This is a genomic window from Methanocaldococcus indicus (assembly GCF_049554935.1).
Lineage (GTDB): Archaea > AGJL01 > Methanococci > Methanococcales > Methanocaldococcaceae > Methanocaldococcus > Methanocaldococcus indicus.
Window position 1 is genome coordinate 65,875 of sequence record NZ_CP186926.1, and the last position, 16,709, is coordinate 82,583.

Below are 16,709 nucleotides of genomic sequence, written 5' to 3' on the forward strand. Positions count from 1 at the left end.
AACTTACTAAGCTTAATGTCCTTAATATTTTTAATATTCAATTTAGAGTGATAATATGGAGAAAATTAGAGGAGGTATCCACATAGCTGTTCAAGGTTATGAAGTGGATAGAATAACAGAAGTTCCAATAAAATGCAAAGCAGAAAAGGTTTATTTAATTTGTATGCCAGAAGATAAAGATTCAGAGAGAGGAAAATCATTTAAAAATATAATAACAAAAAGGTTTGAAGAAAACAATATTGAATATGAAATAGAAAATGCATATCTATTTGATTTAGAAGAAATTGCTAAAAAAATTAAAGAAATAATTAAAAAAGAAAGAGAAAATTATCCTGATGCAAAGTTCTATATTAATTTATCTTCTGGCTCCTCAATTGGCTGTGTTGCTGGAACTATTTGCTCTATGATATTAAATAAAAAAGATTCTAAAATTATTCCTTATTATGTATCTCCTAAAAAAATTCTTGAAAATCTTACAGATGAAGAAATTAAATTATTAAAAAAAGAATATGGAGAATATTTACCAAGAACTTTTGGAGTTAAAGATGTTAAGCTTATATATCCTTTTGAAATTAAACTTCCAAGAGAGGAACTTCTAATAATTTTAAAGTATCTAAAAAGAGCTAAAAGAGGATTAACAATAAAAGAATTAAGTTTTTTAACAAGAGATGAAATTTTAGAGGAGTTAAGTGATGAAACAATTAAAAAACTCTTAAGAAAAGATAAAATTTCTCAACATACCATAAAAAAATATTATAATAAAATTAAGGAACTTAAAGAGATTATAGATGATGATGTAAAGAAAATTATTGAATGGAGGAGACATAGTAGAGAGAGTTTTTCAGAACATAGTGATTTAGTTTGGATTAACAAAAATGTTGTTGAGAAACTTTTAGAGTGGGAGTTAATAGAGGTAGAAAAAATTGGTAGAAATAAATATGTAAAAATATCTGATAAAGGTAAGATGCTCCTAAACTATATATAATCCATTAGCTCCAAATAATTTAATTGTGGGAATATGAGGATTGCTATTGTAACCTGGGAATATCCTCCTAAAGTTGTTGGAGGGTTAGCTATACATTGTAAGGGTTTAGCTGAAGGTTTAGTTAAGTTAGGTCATGAAGTAGATATTATTACTACTGACTACAACCTTCCAGAATATGAAAATATTAATGGTGTTAATGTATATAGAGTTAGACCAATTACTCACTCACACTTTTTAACTTGGGCTATTTTAATGGCTGAAGAAATGGAAAAGAAATTAGGTATTTTAGGTTTAGATTATGATGTTATTCACTGTCATGATTGGATGACACATTTTGTGGGAGCTAATATAAAACATCTCTGCAAAATGCCTTATGTGCAATCAATACATAGCACAGAAATAGGTAGATGTGGAGGTTTATATTCAGAGGACTCAAAGACAATCCATACAATTGAATATTTATCTACATATGAATCTTGTCAAGTTATAACAGTAAGTAAAGCTCTAAAAGATGAAGTTTGCTCTATTTTTAATACACCTGAAGATAAAGTAAAAGTTATTTATAATGGGATAAATCCAGAGAAGTATGATATTTTTTTACCTGATGAGGAGAAATGGAGAATAAAAGAAAGCTTAGGAATAATCTATGAAAAAGTTATACTTTATGTTGGTAGATTAACTTATCAAAAGGGAGTAGAGTATTTAATAAGAGCTTTACCAAAAATTTTAGAGAAACATAATGTTAAATTAGTTATAGCTGGACATGGGGATATGAGAGGTTACTTAGAAGATTTAGCTAATAAATTAGGAGTTAGAGATAAAGTAATATTTTTAGGTTTTGTAAATGAAGATTTTTTAATAAAGTTATATAAAATTGCTGATGTTGTAGTTATTCCATCTGTCTATGAGCCATTTGGTATAGTTGCATTGGAAGCTATGGCTGCTTCTGTCCCTGTTGTAGTGAGTTCAGTTGGTGGTTTAAGGGAGATAGTTAAGCATGAATACAATGGAATTTGGGTATATCCAAAAAATCCTGATTCTATTGCATGGGGAGTGGATAGAGTTCTATCTGATGAAGCACTTAGAAAGTATATTGTTGAAAATGCCAAGAAAGATGTATATACTAAATACAGCTGGGAATGTATAGCAAGAGAGACCGTTAATGTTTATAAAATAGCTATTGATATGATGAAATAGTTTATAAAGAATTTTTATAATTTTTATTAAAAATATTATTAAGTAAATTATTATAGAAGATATAAAATAATTTAACATTTAATAGAATCTATTTATGGGGGATTGATTATGGTTTTAACAAATAAAGACATGAGTGTAGATTTTATAAATGAAATTATAGAAACTGGAAAAGAGATTTTAGATGAGCATCATGTTGCCTCTTTTAAAGCATGTTATCAGTGTGGAACTTGCACAGGAGCATGTCCAAGTGGTAGAGTAACAAGTTATAGAACAAGAAGATTGATGAGATTTGCTCAATGTGGAATGAGAAAATTTGTTATTGATTCTGATGATTTATGGTTATGCACTACTTGTTATGAATGTTATGAAAAATGTCCAAGAGAAGTAAAGATAACAGATATCATAAAAGTTATGAGAAACATTGCTGCAAGAGAAGGAAAAATGGCATTAGCCCATAGAAAAACAGCTCTTTATGTATTTAAAACTGGACATGCAGTTCCAATAAATGACCAAATAAGAGAAGTAAGAAAAAAATTAGGTTTAAGTGAGATTCCTCCAACAACACATAAGTATCCAGATGTTTTAAAGATTATGCAAGAAATTATGAGAGATTTAGGATTTTGTGATATGGTTGGTATATGTTATGAAACAGGTAAGTTAGAAGAACCAAAATGGAAAGATATGTCAGAATAAAAAATTTTTAAGGTGAGATAGTTATGGAATTCTTATTTTTCTTAGGATGTATTGCACCAAATAGATATCCAGGAATTGAGAAAGCTACTTATGTTGCTATGGAAAAGTTAGGCATAAAACTTCATCCATTTGAAAAGGCTTCATGTTGTCCAGCTCCTGGAGTTTTTGGTAGTTTTGATTTAAAGACATGGTTGGTTTTAGCTGCAAGAAATCTCTGTGTAGCTGAAGAAAAAGAGATGGATATTTTAACAATATGTAATGGATGTTATGGTTCTTTATTTGAAGCGGACCACATATTAAAAGAAAATGAAAGAGCAAGAGAGTTTGTTAATAGTGTATTATCAAAATATGGTATGGAATATAAAGGAACTATAAGAGTTAGACATCTTCCAGAAGTTCTATACTTTGATTTAGGTCCTGACTATATTAGAGAAAAAGTTGTTAGACCTCTAAATTTGAGAGTTGCTGTTCATTATGGATGTCACTATCTAAAACCAACTGATGTAAAACACTTAGAAAGCTCTGAAAGACCTAAATCCTTTGATGCTTTAGTAGAGGCATTAGGAGCAGAGTCAATAAACTACAAAGATAAAAATATGTGCTGTGGAGCTGGAGGGGGTGTTAGAGCAAGATTTTTAGATGTTGCTTTAAAAATGACTGAGAAAAAATTAATAGCTATGAAAGAAGCAAAAGCAGACTGTGTAACTGAGGTATGTCCATTCTGCCACTTGCAATTTGATAGAGGACAAATAGAAATAAAAGAGAAGTTTGGTAGAGAGTACAATCTTCCAGTTATACACTACTCTCAATTGTTAGGTTTAGCTATGGGAATGAAACCAAAAGATGTAGCTATGGACTTACACTTTATATCTTGTGACCCTGTTTTAGAAAAATTAGGTTTATTAGAATAAAATTTTTTTAATTATTTAGATATTTTTTTAATTTTTCTAATTGTTCTCTACTACCAAAGGCATATATAACATCCCCATAGTTAATAACTACCTCAGGAGGAGGACTTGTTATCATCTGATTTCCTTTTTTAATGGCTAAAATTGTAGCACCTGTAAGTTCTCTAATTTTAGAATCTTTTAATTTTATACCATCTAACTTGTGATTTTTTACTACAAACCTTCTAATTTCCATATCTTCCTCTTCATTTGCTATTAGAGAATGAACAAATTCAACAATATCTGGATTTATTGCAATCTTAGCAATTTCCATACCTCCAACTACATAAGGACATATTGCTCTATCTGCCCCTGCTTTTATTAGCTTATCTAATGTAGATGGTTTATCTGCTTTGGCAACTACATAGATATTAGGATTTAGTTTTTTAGCTGAGAGAGTAATAAACACATTTTCAGCATCTGTTGAGACAACAGATATTAATCCTTTGGCTCTCTCAATTCCAGCTTTTAGTAGTATGTCATCAGAAGTGGCATCTCCAACAATACAAACTAAATCAGGATTTTTTTCAATAGCTTCATTAATTATATTTTCATTATTATCTACAATTATAAAAGGAATATTATTCTTTTTTAGTTTATCTGCAACTATTCTCCCTAATCTTCCATAACCACATAGTATATAGTGGTCTTTCATTTTTTTTATTTTATCTTCCATTTTTTTCATCCTATAATACTTTTTAAAATGTCCTTCTATAAAAAAAGAGGCAATATTACCCATTGTATATGCAACAGTCCCAACTCCTAAGAATATATAAACAATTATAGACAGCTTTCCAAGAAATGTTTTAGGAGTATAATCTCCATATCCAACAGTAGATATAGTAACAACTGCTGTATAAAAAGATGTAAAAATATCCCATCCCTCAGTTATTGAAAGTACAAAAGTTTCAATTATTATTAATCCTATTAAGACCAATATTCCTAATTTTATCCTTTCAAGTGTTTCCATCTATTCACTACTACAACATTTTTTGCAAGGTTTATATCCAAGCTCCTTAGCATCTTCCTCTGAATAAAAGTAAATCTTATTTTTTATTCTTTTCCCATAAGGACAATTTATATCAACATGATAAGTTTTTCCATATTTTGATGCATATATATTAGTTGGATAAGGAGATAAATAAATATCTCTTTTAAAGTTATTTTTTTGAATTAACATAAAATTATTGATGTCATCTAAAATAATCTCATATTTACCATTATACTCAGATACTTTTCCAACAACTTTAATTTTATCTCCTTCTTTTATAGATGGTGTATAATTTAAAATGTAATTTAATAAATCTTTCCTAACATTACCAAAAACTATAATATCTAAATTTCCTGAACCATCATTAATAGTAATTTTGTATATATCAATGATATGTCTATAATCATCTCTTTTTACATACATTTTTTGAATATAGCCCTCTAAAACTACATAATCCCCTTTCTCTACTTCAGAAATTTTTTTGTATTCTGGTTTTATAGGATTCAAAAATAGGTAAGTAATAGAAACAATAGAAAGAATAGTTAGAGATAAAAGAATTATATTCTTATTGTTCAGATTCATTAAACAACTCCTTTTTTAGTGGTTTTAAATGTTCTTCTAAGGTTTTTATAATTTTGTCTATTTCATTATAGATAGCTTCTTTATCAACATTTTCTCCTGAGACATATTTATTTAAATCTTTTATATATTTTGTCCTTGCAATAATATAGTTCAAATCATGGTCAATAACAACATTACCAAATAATGGAATTTTAAACATATTTTTAAAATCTGTTTGATACATTCTTATTATATCTTCTGGCTCAACAATCTCATTTCTTAAAATAGCCTCAAACTCTAAAACTGTTTGAGAACCAAGGAGCTTAGAAGCTAATCCTTCCACTTTTCTTGATACTGTTATTTTTAATTTGTAAAATACAGGATTATCCTTAAATTTAAATGTTAAAGAATGGTTATTTTGAGAATCTGACAAAATTTCAATTAAATAAGCATTATTCTTATACATATAATTAATTAGAACTCCAATAAATATTTCATCAACTGCTTCATTAAGCTCTCTTTTGTGAGATAACTCTGATAAAAACTTAAACATTTGATAATCACCCAATAGTTAAGTAGGTTTTTAAAGCTGAGATTATTGAAGAAATATCTTTCTCTAACTGTTCATAGTTTATATCTAATGTCTCAAAGTCAATATATTTATTTATATCTAAATATAAAATTGTTGAGACATATAGATAATAATTTTCATATTCATAAGAAATAGTTCCAATATCTTCCAAACCTTTTGAAAGAGAGAGTTTTTTCATTCTACTAAAAATATCAGATAGTCCTTTAACTGGGATTCCATAAAAGAATTTTATTAAAGCTCTACATCCAACTGTCTTAGCTTCAACAACAGAGTGATTTTTTGTATAGATTGAGACTCCAAATTTTTCTCTGTCCTTTTCTAAGATAAATAAATGACTATTGGTATCTGAATAGATATTTAAAAGGATATATCCTTTATCTACTAATGTAGTAACTATTGCTCCAAAAAATATCTCATCCAAATAATTTGCTTTTTCTTCTTCTTCAACTAATTTATGGCTTTCTCTAACTAATTCTAAAAAATCTTTCATAAATTTTCACCTAACTTCATGAAACTCCACTTTATAAATCCCATTAATCTCTAATTTAATATATGGATAAGTTATAACAGTTATTGCAAAATCTTTTGGAGGAACAACCCTATAATAAACATTAGCAGTATTATTGATTAAAGTTATATTTAGAACTTTGATTTTATAACCCCCAGATGGTTTTTCCCCAAGATTTATAACAATAATAGTTTTATTATCTTTATAATAGTAGTAGTTTCTCTTTTCTTTTTCTCCCCAATATCCAAAAGATAGAATTTTATAAGATAGATTCTTTACTATATTCTTCTTGCTTATTATGTCATTTTTTATTGTATTATTTATGGTTATGGTTGTATTTTTATTTATATCTTTGTTATTGTAGTTATAGATAATACTATTGTTATTTTTCTCAATAGTAGTGTTATTTACACATCCTGTCAATAATAAAAAAATTAATAATACAATTAAATACTTCATTTACCAAACCTTCTCTGTCTTCTTTGATAGTCTCTAATAGCTCTCAAAAAATCAATTTTTCTAAAAAATGGCCAATATACATCACAAAAATATAGTTCTGAGTAGGAGCTCTGCCAAATTAAAAAATTGCTAATTCTTTCTTCTCCTGATGTTCTAATTATTAAATCTGGCTCAGGATGAGGTAAGTGAGAAGTATAAAGATGGTCATCAATTGTCTCCTTATCAATATCCTCTGGATTTAGTTCTCCTTTTTTAACTTTTTCAGCTATTTTCCTTACAGCATCTACAATTTCCTGTTGGCCTCCATAAGCAATTGCAATATTTACATAAAAATTGTTATAATTTTTAGTTCTCTCCTCTGCATATTTTATAGCTTCTTGCACATCCTTTGGCAGGAGATGAATTCTACCTATTGCCTTAACTCTAACTTTGTATTTGTGGATATCTTTATCATCAGCTATCTCATAAAATTTTTCTTTAAATAGTTTCATCAATACATCAATCTCTTCCTTAGGTCTATTAAAATTTTCTAAGGAGAAGGAGTAAAGAGTTACTACTTTGATACCCAAATCTCTTGTCCATCTTAAAACTTCTTTGGCTTTTTCTGCTCCTAAATAATGTCCTTCATAGCTTTTTTTACCCAACATCTTAGCTGTTCTTCTATTTCCATCCATAATAATGGCTATATGTTTTGGTAAATTATTTTTGTCTATTTCTAACTCCAATTTTTTTTCATAAATTTTTAAAATTCCTAATTTTTTAATCTTATTGTATAAATTCAACATTATATTTTTCATTTTAAACCCTTACAAAGAAATTTTACTGCATTGTAGTATCTCTTCCAGTTACCATTTCTACTTGTATCTATAAAATTAACTTTTTTATTTAATATTATAGCTCCATATCCTTCTAAATTAAAAATTAAAGCTAAACATCTAAAAATTAAATTTCCAGTTATTCCATCAATAGCTATAATAACATTACATTTCTCTCTTAAATATTCTTCTATTAGTATTCCTTTATGTACTATATTTAAATCTTTTATTTCATTTTTTATTCTTTCAGCCTCTAAAATCGTTTTATCTATTACCTTTCCCCTACCTAAATCATCTAATCTTCCACCTGAAAGTAGTCCTATTTTTGGAGTAATATTTAAACTATTTAAAAAATTGGATGAATATTTAACAATATTTATTTTATCTTTTATTCTCTCCTCTTTATTTTCTGATATCTCATCTATTCCAACAGGTGAAAGTAAAAAAATCTCATCTTTATAGAAGGGATTTTTTAATATAGAAGCTCTATAAAATTTTCCTATTTTTTCTCTTAAATATAAAACTGTCTTAGATGGTAAAGAACCTCTAACAGCTCCAGAAATCTCTTTATTTAATAGACTGTCAATAAGTTCCTTATAGTTATCAAACAGTTGAACTTCAATCCCTTCAGATTTTAACTTTTCATAAGCTTTTAAAACCTCTTTTTTTTTCTCTCCTAATCCTAATCCAATCATACTTCCACTGGGATTCCTAAGATGTTTCTTTCTCCTTTTAATATATCTTCTGCTATTAATGATAAACCTATTGCAGCACTCTCACCATCTAAAATATATATTTCTCCATTTACAAATTTTTTTATTTCATTAGGAATATTAATATTGTCTCTATACACACCCACAGAGCCAGCTAATACTACAATTTTTTTATCTAAAAGAGGTAATAAAGAATTTATTTCCATAGCTACACTTAAAATTAAGCTGTCTATTGCTAATTTACAATTTTCATCTTTATGATAATTTTTTAGGATTTCTTCTTTTGTATTTTCAACTCCTAAATATCTTTTAGCTATTTTAACAGCTCCAGCTGTTGAGAATGCTTCATTTGCAGTTATTTCTTTATTATCTATCTTTCTAATTAATTCTAAATCTATTGGTCCATGCAAAATACCTATTGCACCAATACAGGCATCAAAGCCTCCAAAGAATTTTTTATCTTTTATTAATAGAGTTACTGTATTTGAAGAGATATCAGAAAGAACAAAATCATTTAAGTTAAATTTTTTGTGTGCATAGTATGCAATTCCAATTTTTTCAGGAGAGGATATGTGTGAATATAAAGCTCTAAATCTTCTGTCTAAACATTCTATTCCCCTATGTAATCCTGGAATGACAATAGTTGGAATATTTGAGTTTTTAATTTCATCATAAACTTTTGTTCCACCACCAATCTTTTTTCCAGCTCCTTCAATAGACAAAACTCCTCTATTTTTTACTCTTTCAATAGGCAAGATTTTATTTATTCCATCTCCCATAGAGTATGTTAAAGCTATTAAATCAATATCTCCCAAAGAAACATAATTTTTTAATTCCTCTAAAAAAGATTTTTTTAAAAGTTCTGTTCTCTTTAGCTTAAAAATTGTATAATTTTTATTTTCTTTAATACAGACAACAATTCCAGATGTTCCATGGTCTATTCCAACAGTTATCATTAACTCACCACAAAAAATTTTTAATAAATAAATCCAATAGAGTTAAAAAAAGAGTTTAGTATATGTTTCCTAACAAATGCATTAGTTTAACATAAATTATTTTTAGAAGCATATTATCACTAAACTATATTTTGGGATTTATCATATTTTTCCAATAATTCCAAAATATTAATGTTACCACTAAAATGATTAATTATTACATTTGAATCAATAAACGCTTTTATAATCCCCATTCCTCTTCAGCCTCTCTCATAGCTTTCTTAACATCTTCCTTCTTAAACTTTCCATAGAGTTTCATAACACTAATTTTTCTTTCAATTTCTTTCTTTATTTTTTTGGTAATTTCTTCAATGTCAATATATTTCAAATCCTTATCAGGAATCTCAATTTTTATAGTAATTTCCATTTTTTCACCTAAAAATTTAAATGAAAGTAAAAAACAAAAATAGTTAATATATACTTCTATATTCAATTTCTCCAACTAAATTTTTGTTTATTAGCTTTTTAGCTTCCTCTAAGTTGTAGTTTCCTAAAAGATACATCAGTTTAACATATGCAACCTCAGGAATCATATCCTCACAGCCAATAACTCCTAATTTTTGCAACTCTCTACCATTTGAATATACGTTCATGTTTATTCTTCCATTTATACATTGAGATGTCATAACAACTAAGACATCATTGTCAACAGCATACTTTATATTATCAAATATATACTCAGGAGCATGTCCTAATCCTGTTCCTTCTAAAACTATTCCTTTATAACCTCTATCGACATAGAAATTAATTATCTCTCCATCCATTCCAGGATAAATCTTTATTAGAGCAACTTTTTCCTCTAAATTTGTATTAACCTCTATCTTTTTATCATCATATCTCTCTACATCATAGAAGAACTTAATTCTCTTCTCTAATGGGAAAATTTCAGCAACAGGTTTTGCATTTATTGACTGGAAAGCATCTCTTCTTGATGTATGACATTTTCTAACTTTTACTCCTCTATGTAAATAACATGATGTATCATTTATTGTAGAATGCATAACAACATAAACTCCGCCTATATTTTCTCTTGCAGCTAAAACTGAGCTAATTAAATTTAGATAGGCATCTGATGAAGGTCTATCACTACTTCTCTGAGCTCCTACTAAAACTATTGGAAAGGTAGATTTTACCATAAATGATAATGCAGCAGCAGTATAAGACATTGTATCTGTTCCATGGGCAATAACAATTCCATCTGCTTTTTTACTTTCTTTTTCTATTTCCTTAGCTATCTTTATCCAATATTCTGGTTTCATATTTTCGCTTAATATGTTTAAAATAGCTTTACCTTCAATGTTTGCAATATCTAAAAGCTCTGGCACAGCTCTAATTAAATCATCAGCAGTAAATGATGGATGGACAGCTCCTGTCTTATAATCTACTTTTGATGCAACAGTCCCACCAGTGGATAAAATAGATATTGTCTTATCTAACTGTTCATCTTTTTTTATTGGAGGGAATTTATATTTAGGCTTTTTATATTTCTCCAAAATCTCATAATCTTTTATATTTTCTTTTAAAATTCCTATATTGTATCCATTCTTTAACTTTAAAGTTATTACATCATCTTCATAAGATGGAATAACAACTCCAATAAATTCTCCTTTATCTGTCCTAATCTTTACTAAATCCCCAACATCCATTATTTCTCCTCACTTTATTATTTTTTTATAAAGGATATTATTTCTTTGGAATAGATTTTCTATCTCAAATATTAACTCATCAAAATAATATTCTTTTTCATTAAATATTTTTAATAGCTCTCCTGCTTCATCATCCCTACAATTTATAATTTTAAAGATAACAGAACCTATTGTAATATTACTCTTACTTAGTAAGTTGTCCTTATCTCCATCAACTACACCAACAACCCTAACATTAAACCTTGCTAAGATATCCCCAACTATTTCAGTTGTATCATCTCCAATTGTTATAACTGCTAAATAATCTTTATATTTTAGAGCATCTTCACCAAAATGGTTTATATACCCAACTCTTCCAAAGTCTTTTTTTGGATAAGAAATTAAATCTTTATTATCTCTCCTCAATAAACCAGTTTTTATAACAGCTTTCTCTAAATCTATCTTTCCTAATCTTTCTAAACCTTCCTCTTTTAGAGTACCTCCAATTATTGAAATATTTCCATCTTCTTCTATTAAAATAACTTCATCATTATCAGCTCTTCCTATAACAACTCCATTTACAACTATTGGCTCTCCTTTCTCAACTCCATGTATTCTCCTAAATTTCTTATTTTTTTCTTTCCAAAATGTTAGACCATCAGAAATACATCTTTCTATTTTTAAATTTAACTCTTCTGATAGATACTTTACTATTTCATTTAATTTAGTATTTGAGTTATCAAAGTTCCATAATAAAATAGAGCCATCATTCTCTCCAGGTCTTTCTATCTGTATAATTGGCTTATTTATATTTGCTCTCTCAACAACAATTTTTCCAAAAGTATGTCCAGTTATTTTAGATTTTCCATAGTTCAATAAAAAAAGAACATCACAATCATTAGATAGTTTTTTTAAAGCTTCTGAAGGGTAAAGTTTTTCAGATATATCTATTATATTATCTAATTTATTATCAATAACTGCAACTCTTCCCATAGTGCCTCCTAACTTTGCCCTAACATCACCAAATTTTTTTAAAAGATTAATAATTTTTAGGGCATAACCACTATCTACAATCTTTGGTCCATGGACAACTACTCCAATCTTCATAATTATTCAGCAAAATATCTTATAACATCTTTTTCGGTTATTATTCCAATTAGTTTATTGTCATCATCAACAACAGGAATTGCCCCTACATTTTTCTCAATCATAATTTTAGCAACATCTTTTAACTTAGCTTCTTCATTAGTTGTTATAACATTTTTAGCCATAATCTCTTCCATTCTTACATTGGTAATTTCTCTGACATTTCCAGTTTTTAATTTCTCAAAAGCCCAATCACTACCTAAAAGCTTTATAAAGTCAGTTGTTGTAATTATTCCTACTAATTTCTCTTCTCTAACTACTGGTAATCTTCTAAATTTATTTCTCACCATAGTTCTTGCAACATCTTTTAATCTCTCTCCAGGAGTAGCACATATAACTTTTTTTGTTGTATATTTATCTATTGTTGTATCTTCATCAATCTTATCAATTAATGTCTTAATAACATCTCTCTCAGTTATAACTCCTAAAATTTTATTATCTTTATTTACTATTGGAACTCCTCCAACATTTTTCTCTAAAAATGTTTCAATAGCTTCATCAATATCTGCATTCTCACTTAATGTAACAACATCCTTAGTCATAATTTCTTTAACTTTGTCATTTATTGCATGGTAAAAGTTTCTATTATGTTTCTCTCTAATTAAATTGTATTTGTCTCCTCCACCAATAAAATTAACTATATCCATAGCTGTTATAATTCCTTCTAACTTTTTACTTCCAGGATTTGCTACTGGTAATCTTCTAAATTGGTTGTTGTTCATTATGATTAAAGCTTTTCTTATAGTTGTGGTTGGAGGAATTAAAACTAATTTTTTTCCTTTTACTACATCAAGAGCTCTCACACATTTCACCAATGAAAATTAGATTCTATATAATACTTAATTTCAGTAAAATAAATAGTTTATGATTTATAAAAAATTTTGAATTTTCTAAAAAAAGAATAAAAATATTAAAAATAAATATTAAAAATTATGTTATAAGTTTTCTTTTACTACTTTTGCTATTGCCCTACTTACACATGGTGGAACACTTTCTCCAATCTGATTTAAAGAACTTCTTAATCCTCCTGCAAAGAGATGATAATCTGGATAACTCATCAATCTTGCCTGTTCTCTTGGAGTTAGTAATCTATCTTCATAAGGATGAATAAAAAACCTCTTACCCATAACTGTCTCAGCTAATTTAAATGGATGTAATCTTATATAATTTCCTAATCTTCTATTAGCTCCTTTAAAGTATAAGAAGGCATCTCCCCATCCAAGTTTATGAACTTTATTTCTATATCTCTTAGGAAGAGCCATATACTCATGGTTAGGAATATCTCTCCCTTTATACATTAAATCTCCAATAGCTTCAATAACTGTTGTTTTTTTAGTTTTTTCTGGATTTATTTCTATATTAGAGATAAATACTCTCCTTCTTACAGAAGGATTACCATAATCTTCTGCATTTAACTCATTGAAGTATATGCTTTCATAACCTATATCCCTAAATTCTTTTATTAACTCTCCTTTAACATCTTTAATTCCTGGAACATTTTCCATAACAAAGATTTTTGGTTGTAAGTCTCCAACAATTCTTATATACTCTAAAACCAACCTTCCTGTCTCATCTTTATATAATCTATTAAAAGGATTTTTTTCTCTTTTAGGATTAGCTCCTGTATAACCTTCACAAGGAGGCCCTCCAATAACAACATCAACTTTTTTCTTAATTAGTTTCTCTATATCAATAGAATGAATTTCTCTAATATCTCCATTAATAACTATTGGATTTAAATCTTCTCTATATGTTTTTAAAAATTTTAACCATTTAATAGATTCTTCATCAAAAGGATGTTTAAAAGGATAAATAGAGACATATCCTTTTAATTCCCTAATTTTAAATTCATTGTTTATTTTTTCTAAAATAGTTCCATTAAAATTTAAAGCATAGGAAAAAGCAGCATCTTCCTCTAATTCAATAGCCAATAAAGGATTAAATCCTTCTTCAACAAAACCTCTCGAAAATCCACCAGCTCCTGAAAATAAATCTATGAACTTCATAACCAACTCATTGTTTTGCTTTTAATTCTTTTTTCATATCTTGGTATATTTTTGTCCATTTTAGTTTTCTTGGATTTCTTCCCATAAAGTAACTTTTTTCACATTTTCTTGAACAGAAGTATAAAACTTTTCCATCTTTTTCAACATAAACTTTTCCTGTTCCAGGCTCTATTTCATAACCACAAAAACTACATTTTTTCCATTCTGGCATAAATATCCCTCTAAATTTATCTTCTTCTGTCTAATGGTCTTGCTTCTCTTTCTGTTTCTCTTAACATAATAATGTCTCCAACTTTAACAGGACCTTTAACATTTCTTACTAAAACTCTACCAGTATCTTTTCCTCCCAATATTTTACATCTAACTTGGATAATTCCCCCAGTAACTCCTGTTCTTCCAATAATTTCAATAACTTCAGCAGCAACAGCCTCTTTATATACAAATTCATCCTCCATATTTTCACCAAAAAATATAATTTAAAATTGTGTTTTAGGAAAAATATTAATTAGTTAAAATAATTTTATTCTTTTAATGCATTAATTTTTTCTATTAATTTGTTTAATTCTTCTTCATTGTCAGGCTCAATAATAGCAACTGATGATGATGCTACTTCTATTCCTGCTGCCTTACCTAAATCTTGTTTTGATAAGACATAAGCATATGGAATATTTTTCTCTTCACATAATGGTGGGAGATGAGCAACTATCTCCTCTGGTTTAACATCTTCAGCAATAACAACTAACTTAGCAATTCCTCTCTCAACTGCTTTTGTAACTTCATTGGCTCCTTTTCTAATTTTTTTTGCTTTTGCAACCATATCTAAAATTTCTTTTTGTACATCTTCTGGAACATTGAACTTTACATAAATAGCCATTTTTATCCCTCCTTCATTTTTATTGGGCAATCCGGAGGGATTGCCCTTTAATATAATGAAGTTAATAAAAAAATAGTAAAATACTATTTAAAAGTTTTGCTAAAATTAATATTCTATATAGTCAATTGCATGTTTATATACTAAGATTTCTTTATCATCTATCTTTATGATTATTTCATAGTTTGAAACTCCTGTAACTTCTGCCTCCAATATTTCTCCATTTCTTAAATGTATTTTAACTTTTTTACCATTTAATCTTCTTGCATATTCAAAATTTTGCTGTTGTCTTTTTTGTTGAGGTCTTTTTCCTCCTTTTTTTGGTTGTTTGTTCATATCTATCCACCTTGCAATATTTGAATTAGCTATAATCATAAAAATTTACAGTATATAAAGTTTATTGTTAAGAAAATTATATAAATTAGACTAAAATGAAATTGAATATACTATAACTGAAATTGTGATATCTTGATAATTAAGAATGAGATTGAAGTTATTGGTTTTGATGATGCTCCTTTTAAAAAGAATGATAAAGATTGTATCTTGACAGCTGTATATATGAGAGGAAACAAAATAGTTGATGGTGTCTATTTTAAAAAGTTTCAAAAGGATGGATTAGATGTTACTAACAAAATTATAGATGTTGTTAAAGGAAAACACTATAACAAAATAAAAGTTATTTTTTTGTCAGGAATAACCTTTGGAGGATTTAATATAGCTGATATAAATGAGATATACAAAAGAACCAATATTCCTGTGGTTGTTGTTATTGACAAATATCCAAATTATGAGAAAATATTTAATGCAATTAAAAAACATTTTTTAGATTATAATATAAGAATTGAGATAATAAAATCTCAACCAAAACCAGTAAAGTTAGATAATATCTATGTTCAATATGTAGGAATTGATTTAAAATCAATAAAAAAGATTCTTGAAAAAACAAGATTAAAAAGTAAATTTCCAGAATGTTTAAGATTAGCCCATTTAATTGGAAGAGGATTTTTGTATTTATAAGTTTTCAAGAGGTATATATAAAAGCCAGAAAACTTAATTAGAAAAATTAACATATTAAATAATGTAATATCATAATATTTTTTTAACAACTTCACCTTTTTCTATCAACTTTATAATTAAATCAATATTCACAGGTTTGTAGTTTATAACCTCAACAGAAACATTAATTCTCTTTGTTTTGGGATTTATAAATGGATAATTATCTAAGTCATTTGCATGATGATGTCCATGTATTATCCATCCATCAAAATTTAAAGTGTAAGAACTATCTGGATTATGTATTAACATGAATTTATAACCTTTATATTCAATAATTTTAAATTTTTCTCCAAATTTGTCATGATTTCCTCTTATAAATATAATTTCTCCATTCAAATTACTCATTATTTCTCTTGCTACTTTATTTTTATTTCTGCTTAAATTAAAATCTCCTAAGAAATAAACAATATCATTATCTTTAACTGTGTTGTTCCAATTTTCTATAAGTATTCTATTCATCTCTTCTACATCTTTAAATGGTCTATTACAATACTTTATTATATTTACATGATTAAAATGTGTATCAGATATAAGGAATATTTTCCTCAT

General features: G+C 27.4%; 23 protein-coding genes. 5 read left to right on the forward strand and 18 right to left on the reverse strand.

Annotated features, from left to right (window positions below; genetic code table 11):
* The first annotated feature begins 55 nt into the window (after positions 1 to 55).
* The 4 genes from ACPB8Q_RS00385 (at position 56) to hdrB (ending at position 3,786) form a co-directional block, all read left to right on the forward strand.
* Positions 56 to 985, forward strand: coding sequence for a DUF6293 family protein (locus tag ACPB8Q_RS00385; protein WP_423792693.1), 930 nt, complete (start codon positions 56 to 58; stop codon positions 983 to 985).
* 33 nt (positions 986 to 1,018) lie between these two features.
* The gene (locus ACPB8Q_RS00390) at positions 1,019 to 2,182 is read left to right on the forward strand and encodes a glycosyltransferase family 4 protein (RefSeq protein WP_423792694.1); all 1,164 of its coding nucleotides are present in this window, start codon (positions 1,019 to 1,021) and stop codon (positions 2,180 to 2,182) included.
* Between the two features lie 108 nt (positions 2,183 to 2,290).
* The gene (gene hdrC, locus ACPB8Q_RS00395) at positions 2,291 to 2,875 is read left to right on the forward strand and encodes a CoB--CoM heterodisulfide reductase subunit C (protein ID WP_423792695.1); all 585 of its coding nucleotides are present in this window, start codon (positions 2,291 to 2,293) and stop codon (positions 2,873 to 2,875) included.
* 23 nt (positions 2,876 to 2,898) lie between these two features.
* Complete coding sequence (gene hdrB / locus ACPB8Q_RS00400) at positions 2,899 to 3,786, forward strand: CoB--CoM heterodisulfide reductase subunit B (RefSeq protein ID WP_423792696.1); 888 nt, start codon at positions 2,899 to 2,901, stop codon at positions 3,784 to 3,786.
* Between the two features lie 7 nt (positions 3,787 to 3,793).
* Here the strand turns inward: hdrB and ACPB8Q_RS00405 are convergent, their stop codons facing one another.
* The 17 genes from ACPB8Q_RS00405 to ACPB8Q_RS00485 form a co-directional block, all read right to left on the reverse strand.
* Positions 3,794 to 4,792: a potassium channel family protein gene (locus tag ACPB8Q_RS00405; RefSeq protein WP_423792697.1), complete on the reverse strand. Its 999-nt coding sequence runs from the start codon at positions 4,790 to 4,792 to the stop codon at positions 3,794 to 3,796.
* Positions 4,793 to 5,395, reverse strand: a complete 603-nt coding sequence (locus ACPB8Q_RS00410) for an OB-fold nucleic acid binding domain-containing protein (protein ID WP_423792698.1) — start codon at positions 5,393 to 5,395, stop codon at positions 4,793 to 4,795. It abuts the gene before it with no gap.
* Positions 5,379 to 5,927: a hypothetical protein gene (locus ACPB8Q_RS00415; protein ID WP_423792699.1), complete on the reverse strand. Its 549-nt coding sequence runs from the start codon at positions 5,925 to 5,927 to the stop codon at positions 5,379 to 5,381. Before ACPB8Q_RS00415 ends, ACPB8Q_RS00410 begins: the two co-directional genes overlap by 17 nt.
* A 7-nt stretch (positions 5,928 to 5,934) precedes the next feature.
* Positions 5,935 to 6,456, reverse strand: a complete 522-nt coding sequence (locus ACPB8Q_RS00420) for a hypothetical protein (protein ID WP_423792700.1) — start codon at positions 6,454 to 6,456, stop codon at positions 5,935 to 5,937.
* Between the two features lie 6 nt (positions 6,457 to 6,462).
* Positions 6,463 to 6,933 carry a protease complex subunit PrcB family protein gene (locus tag ACPB8Q_RS00425; protein ID WP_423792701.1) on the reverse strand — a complete coding sequence of 157 codons (471 nt, stop codon included), beginning with the start codon at positions 6,931 to 6,933 and terminating at the stop codon, positions 6,463 to 6,465.
* Positions 6,930 to 7,730, reverse strand: coding sequence for an undecaprenyl diphosphate synthase family protein (gene uppS, locus ACPB8Q_RS00430; protein WP_423792702.1), 801 nt, complete (start codon positions 7,728 to 7,730; stop codon positions 6,930 to 6,932). The genes ACPB8Q_RS00425 and uppS overlap by 4 nt, the downstream gene beginning before the upstream one ends.
* Positions 7,727 to 8,443, reverse strand: a complete 717-nt coding sequence (gene mtxX, locus ACPB8Q_RS00435; protein WP_423792703.1) for a methanogenesis marker protein Mmp4/MtxX — start codon at positions 8,441 to 8,443, stop codon at positions 7,727 to 7,729. Before mtxX ends, uppS begins: the two co-directional genes overlap by 4 nt.
* Positions 8,440 to 9,417: a methanogenesis marker 12 protein gene (locus ACPB8Q_RS00440; RefSeq protein WP_423792704.1), complete on the reverse strand. Its 978-nt coding sequence runs from the start codon at positions 9,415 to 9,417 to the stop codon at positions 8,440 to 8,442. Before ACPB8Q_RS00440 ends, mtxX begins: the two co-directional genes overlap by 4 nt.
* 220 nt (positions 9,418 to 9,637) lie before the next feature.
* On the reverse strand, positions 9,638 to 9,823 hold the full coding sequence (locus tag ACPB8Q_RS00445) for a hypothetical protein (RefSeq protein WP_423792705.1): 186 nt from the start codon (positions 9,821 to 9,823) through the stop codon (positions 9,638 to 9,640).
* A gap of 43 nt (positions 9,824 to 9,866) precedes the next feature.
* Complete coding sequence (gene gatD, locus ACPB8Q_RS00450) at positions 9,867 to 11,102, reverse strand: Glu-tRNA(Gln) amidotransferase subunit GatD (RefSeq protein ID WP_423792706.1); 1,236 nt, start codon at positions 11,100 to 11,102, stop codon at positions 9,867 to 9,869.
* A gap of 9 nt (positions 11,103 to 11,111) precedes the next feature.
* Entirely contained in the window at positions 11,112 to 12,188 is a 1,077-nt protein-coding gene (locus ACPB8Q_RS00455) for a DUF2117 domain-containing protein (RefSeq protein WP_423792707.1), read from the reverse strand.
* Between the two features lie 2 nt (positions 12,189 to 12,190).
* A complete protein-coding gene (locus ACPB8Q_RS00460) occupies positions 12,191 to 13,030 on the reverse strand; it encodes a CBS domain-containing protein (protein ID WP_423792708.1) in 840 nt (279 codons plus the stop codon).
* A 132-nt stretch (positions 13,031 to 13,162) separates the two neighbouring features.
* Positions 13,163 to 14,233 (reverse strand): DNA cytosine methyltransferase, encoded by a 1,071-nt coding sequence (locus tag ACPB8Q_RS00465; protein ID WP_423792709.1) that lies wholly within the window; start codon positions 14,231 to 14,233, stop codon positions 13,163 to 13,165.
* A 7-nt stretch (positions 14,234 to 14,240) separates the two neighbouring features.
* A complete protein-coding gene (locus ACPB8Q_RS00470; RefSeq protein ID WP_423792710.1) occupies positions 14,241 to 14,444 on the reverse strand; it encodes an eL24 family ribosomal protein in 204 nt (67 codons plus the stop codon).
* A 16-nt stretch (positions 14,445 to 14,460) separates the two neighbouring features.
* The gene (locus ACPB8Q_RS00475; protein ID WP_423792711.1) at positions 14,461 to 14,688 is read right to left on the reverse strand and encodes a 30S ribosomal protein S28e; all 228 of its coding nucleotides are present in this window, start codon (positions 14,686 to 14,688) and stop codon (positions 14,461 to 14,463) included.
* A gap of 65 nt (positions 14,689 to 14,753) precedes the next feature.
* A complete protein-coding gene (rpl7ae, locus tag ACPB8Q_RS00480; protein WP_423792712.1) occupies positions 14,754 to 15,107 on the reverse strand; it encodes a 50S ribosomal protein L7ae in 354 nt (117 codons plus the stop codon).
* A gap of 105 nt (positions 15,108 to 15,212) precedes the next feature.
* Positions 15,213 to 15,440: an RNA chaperone Hfq gene (locus ACPB8Q_RS00485; RefSeq protein WP_423793451.1), complete on the reverse strand. Its 228-nt coding sequence runs from the start codon at positions 15,438 to 15,440 to the stop codon at positions 15,213 to 15,215.
* A gap of 138 nt (positions 15,441 to 15,578) precedes the next feature.
* On the opposite strand from ACPB8Q_RS00485, the gene ACPB8Q_RS00490 reads away from it, so the two are divergent.
* The gene (locus tag ACPB8Q_RS00490; protein ID WP_423793452.1) at positions 15,579 to 16,121 is read left to right on the forward strand and encodes a DUF99 family protein; all 543 of its coding nucleotides are present in this window, start codon (positions 15,579 to 15,581) and stop codon (positions 16,119 to 16,121) included.
* Between the two features lie 69 nt (positions 16,122 to 16,190).
* On the opposite strand, the gene ACPB8Q_RS00495 is transcribed toward ACPB8Q_RS00490, so the two are convergent.
* Positions 16,191 to 16,709 carry a metallophosphoesterase gene (locus ACPB8Q_RS00495; protein WP_423792713.1) on the reverse strand — a complete coding sequence of 173 codons (519 nt, stop codon included), beginning with the start codon at positions 16,707 to 16,709 and terminating at the stop codon, positions 16,191 to 16,193.

Bases quoted from the DNA above. Each gene is read 5' to 3' on its own strand.
- ACPB8Q_RS00385 (WP_423792693.1), top strand. From the start codon at position 56: ATGGAGAAAATTAGAGGAGGTATCCACATAGCTGTTCAAGGTTATGAA.
- ACPB8Q_RS00390 (WP_423792694.1), top strand. From the start codon at position 1,019: ATGAGGATTGCTATTGTAACCTGGGAATATCCTCCTAAAGTTGTTGGA.
- hdrC (WP_423792695.1), top strand. From the start codon at position 2,291: ATGGTTTTAACAAATAAAGACATGAGTGTAGATTTTATAAATGAAATT.
- hdrB (WP_423792696.1), top strand. From the start codon at position 2,899: ATGGAATTCTTATTTTTCTTAGGATGTATTGCACCAAATAGATATCCA.
- ACPB8Q_RS00405 (WP_423792697.1), bottom strand. From the start codon at position 4,792: ATGGAAACACTTGAAAGGATAAAATTAGGAATATTGGTCTTAATAGGA.
- ACPB8Q_RS00410 (WP_423792698.1), bottom strand. From the start codon at position 5,395: ATGAATCTGAACAATAAGAATATAATTCTTTTATCTCTAACTATTCTT.
- ACPB8Q_RS00415 (WP_423792699.1), bottom strand. From the start codon at position 5,927: ATGTTTAAGTTTTTATCAGAGTTATCTCACAAAAGAGAGCTTAATGAA.
- ACPB8Q_RS00420 (WP_423792700.1), bottom strand. From the start codon at position 6,456: ATGAAAGATTTTTTAGAATTAGTTAGAGAAAGCCATAAATTAGTTGAA.
- ACPB8Q_RS00425 (WP_423792701.1), bottom strand. From the start codon at position 6,933: ATGAAGTATTTAATTGTATTATTAATTTTTTTATTATTGACAGGATGT.
- uppS (WP_423792702.1), bottom strand. From the start codon at position 7,730: ATGAAAAATATAATGTTGAATTTATACAATAAGATTAAAAAATTAGGA.
- mtxX (WP_423792703.1), bottom strand. From the start codon at position 8,443: ATGATTGGATTAGGATTAGGAGAGAAAAAAAAAGAGGTTTTAAAAGCT.
- ACPB8Q_RS00440 (WP_423792704.1), bottom strand. From the start codon at position 9,417: ATGATAACTGTTGGAATAGACCATGGAACATCTGGAATTGTTGTCTGT.
- ACPB8Q_RS00445 (WP_423792705.1), bottom strand. From the start codon at position 9,823: ATGGAAATTACTATAAAAATTGAGATTCCTGATAAGGATTTGAAATAT.
- gatD (WP_423792706.1), bottom strand. From the start codon at position 11,102: ATGGATGTTGGGGATTTAGTAAAGATTAGGACAGATAAAGGAGAATTT.
- ACPB8Q_RS00455 (WP_423792707.1), bottom strand. From the start codon at position 12,188: ATGAAGATTGGAGTAGTTGTCCATGGACCAAAGATTGTAGATAGTGGT.
- ACPB8Q_RS00465 (WP_423792709.1), bottom strand. From the start codon at position 14,233: ATGAAGTTCATAGATTTATTTTCAGGAGCTGGTGGATTTTCGAGAGGT.
- ACPB8Q_RS00470 (WP_423792710.1), bottom strand. From the start codon at position 14,444: ATGCCAGAATGGAAAAAATGTAGTTTTTGTGGTTATGAAATAGAGCCT.
- ACPB8Q_RS00475 (WP_423792711.1), bottom strand. From the start codon at position 14,688: ATGGAGGATGAATTTGTATATAAAGAGGCTGTTGCTGCTGAAGTTATT.
- rpl7ae (WP_423792712.1), bottom strand. From the start codon at position 15,107: ATGGCTATTTATGTAAAGTTCAATGTTCCAGAAGATGTACAAAAAGAA.
- ACPB8Q_RS00485 (WP_423793451.1), bottom strand. From the start codon at position 15,440: ATGAACAAACAACCAAAAAAAGGAGGAAAAAGACCTCAACAAAAAAGA.
- ACPB8Q_RS00495 (WP_423792713.1), bottom strand. From the start codon at position 16,709: ATGAGGAAAATATTCCTTATATCTGATACACATTTTAATCATGTAAAT.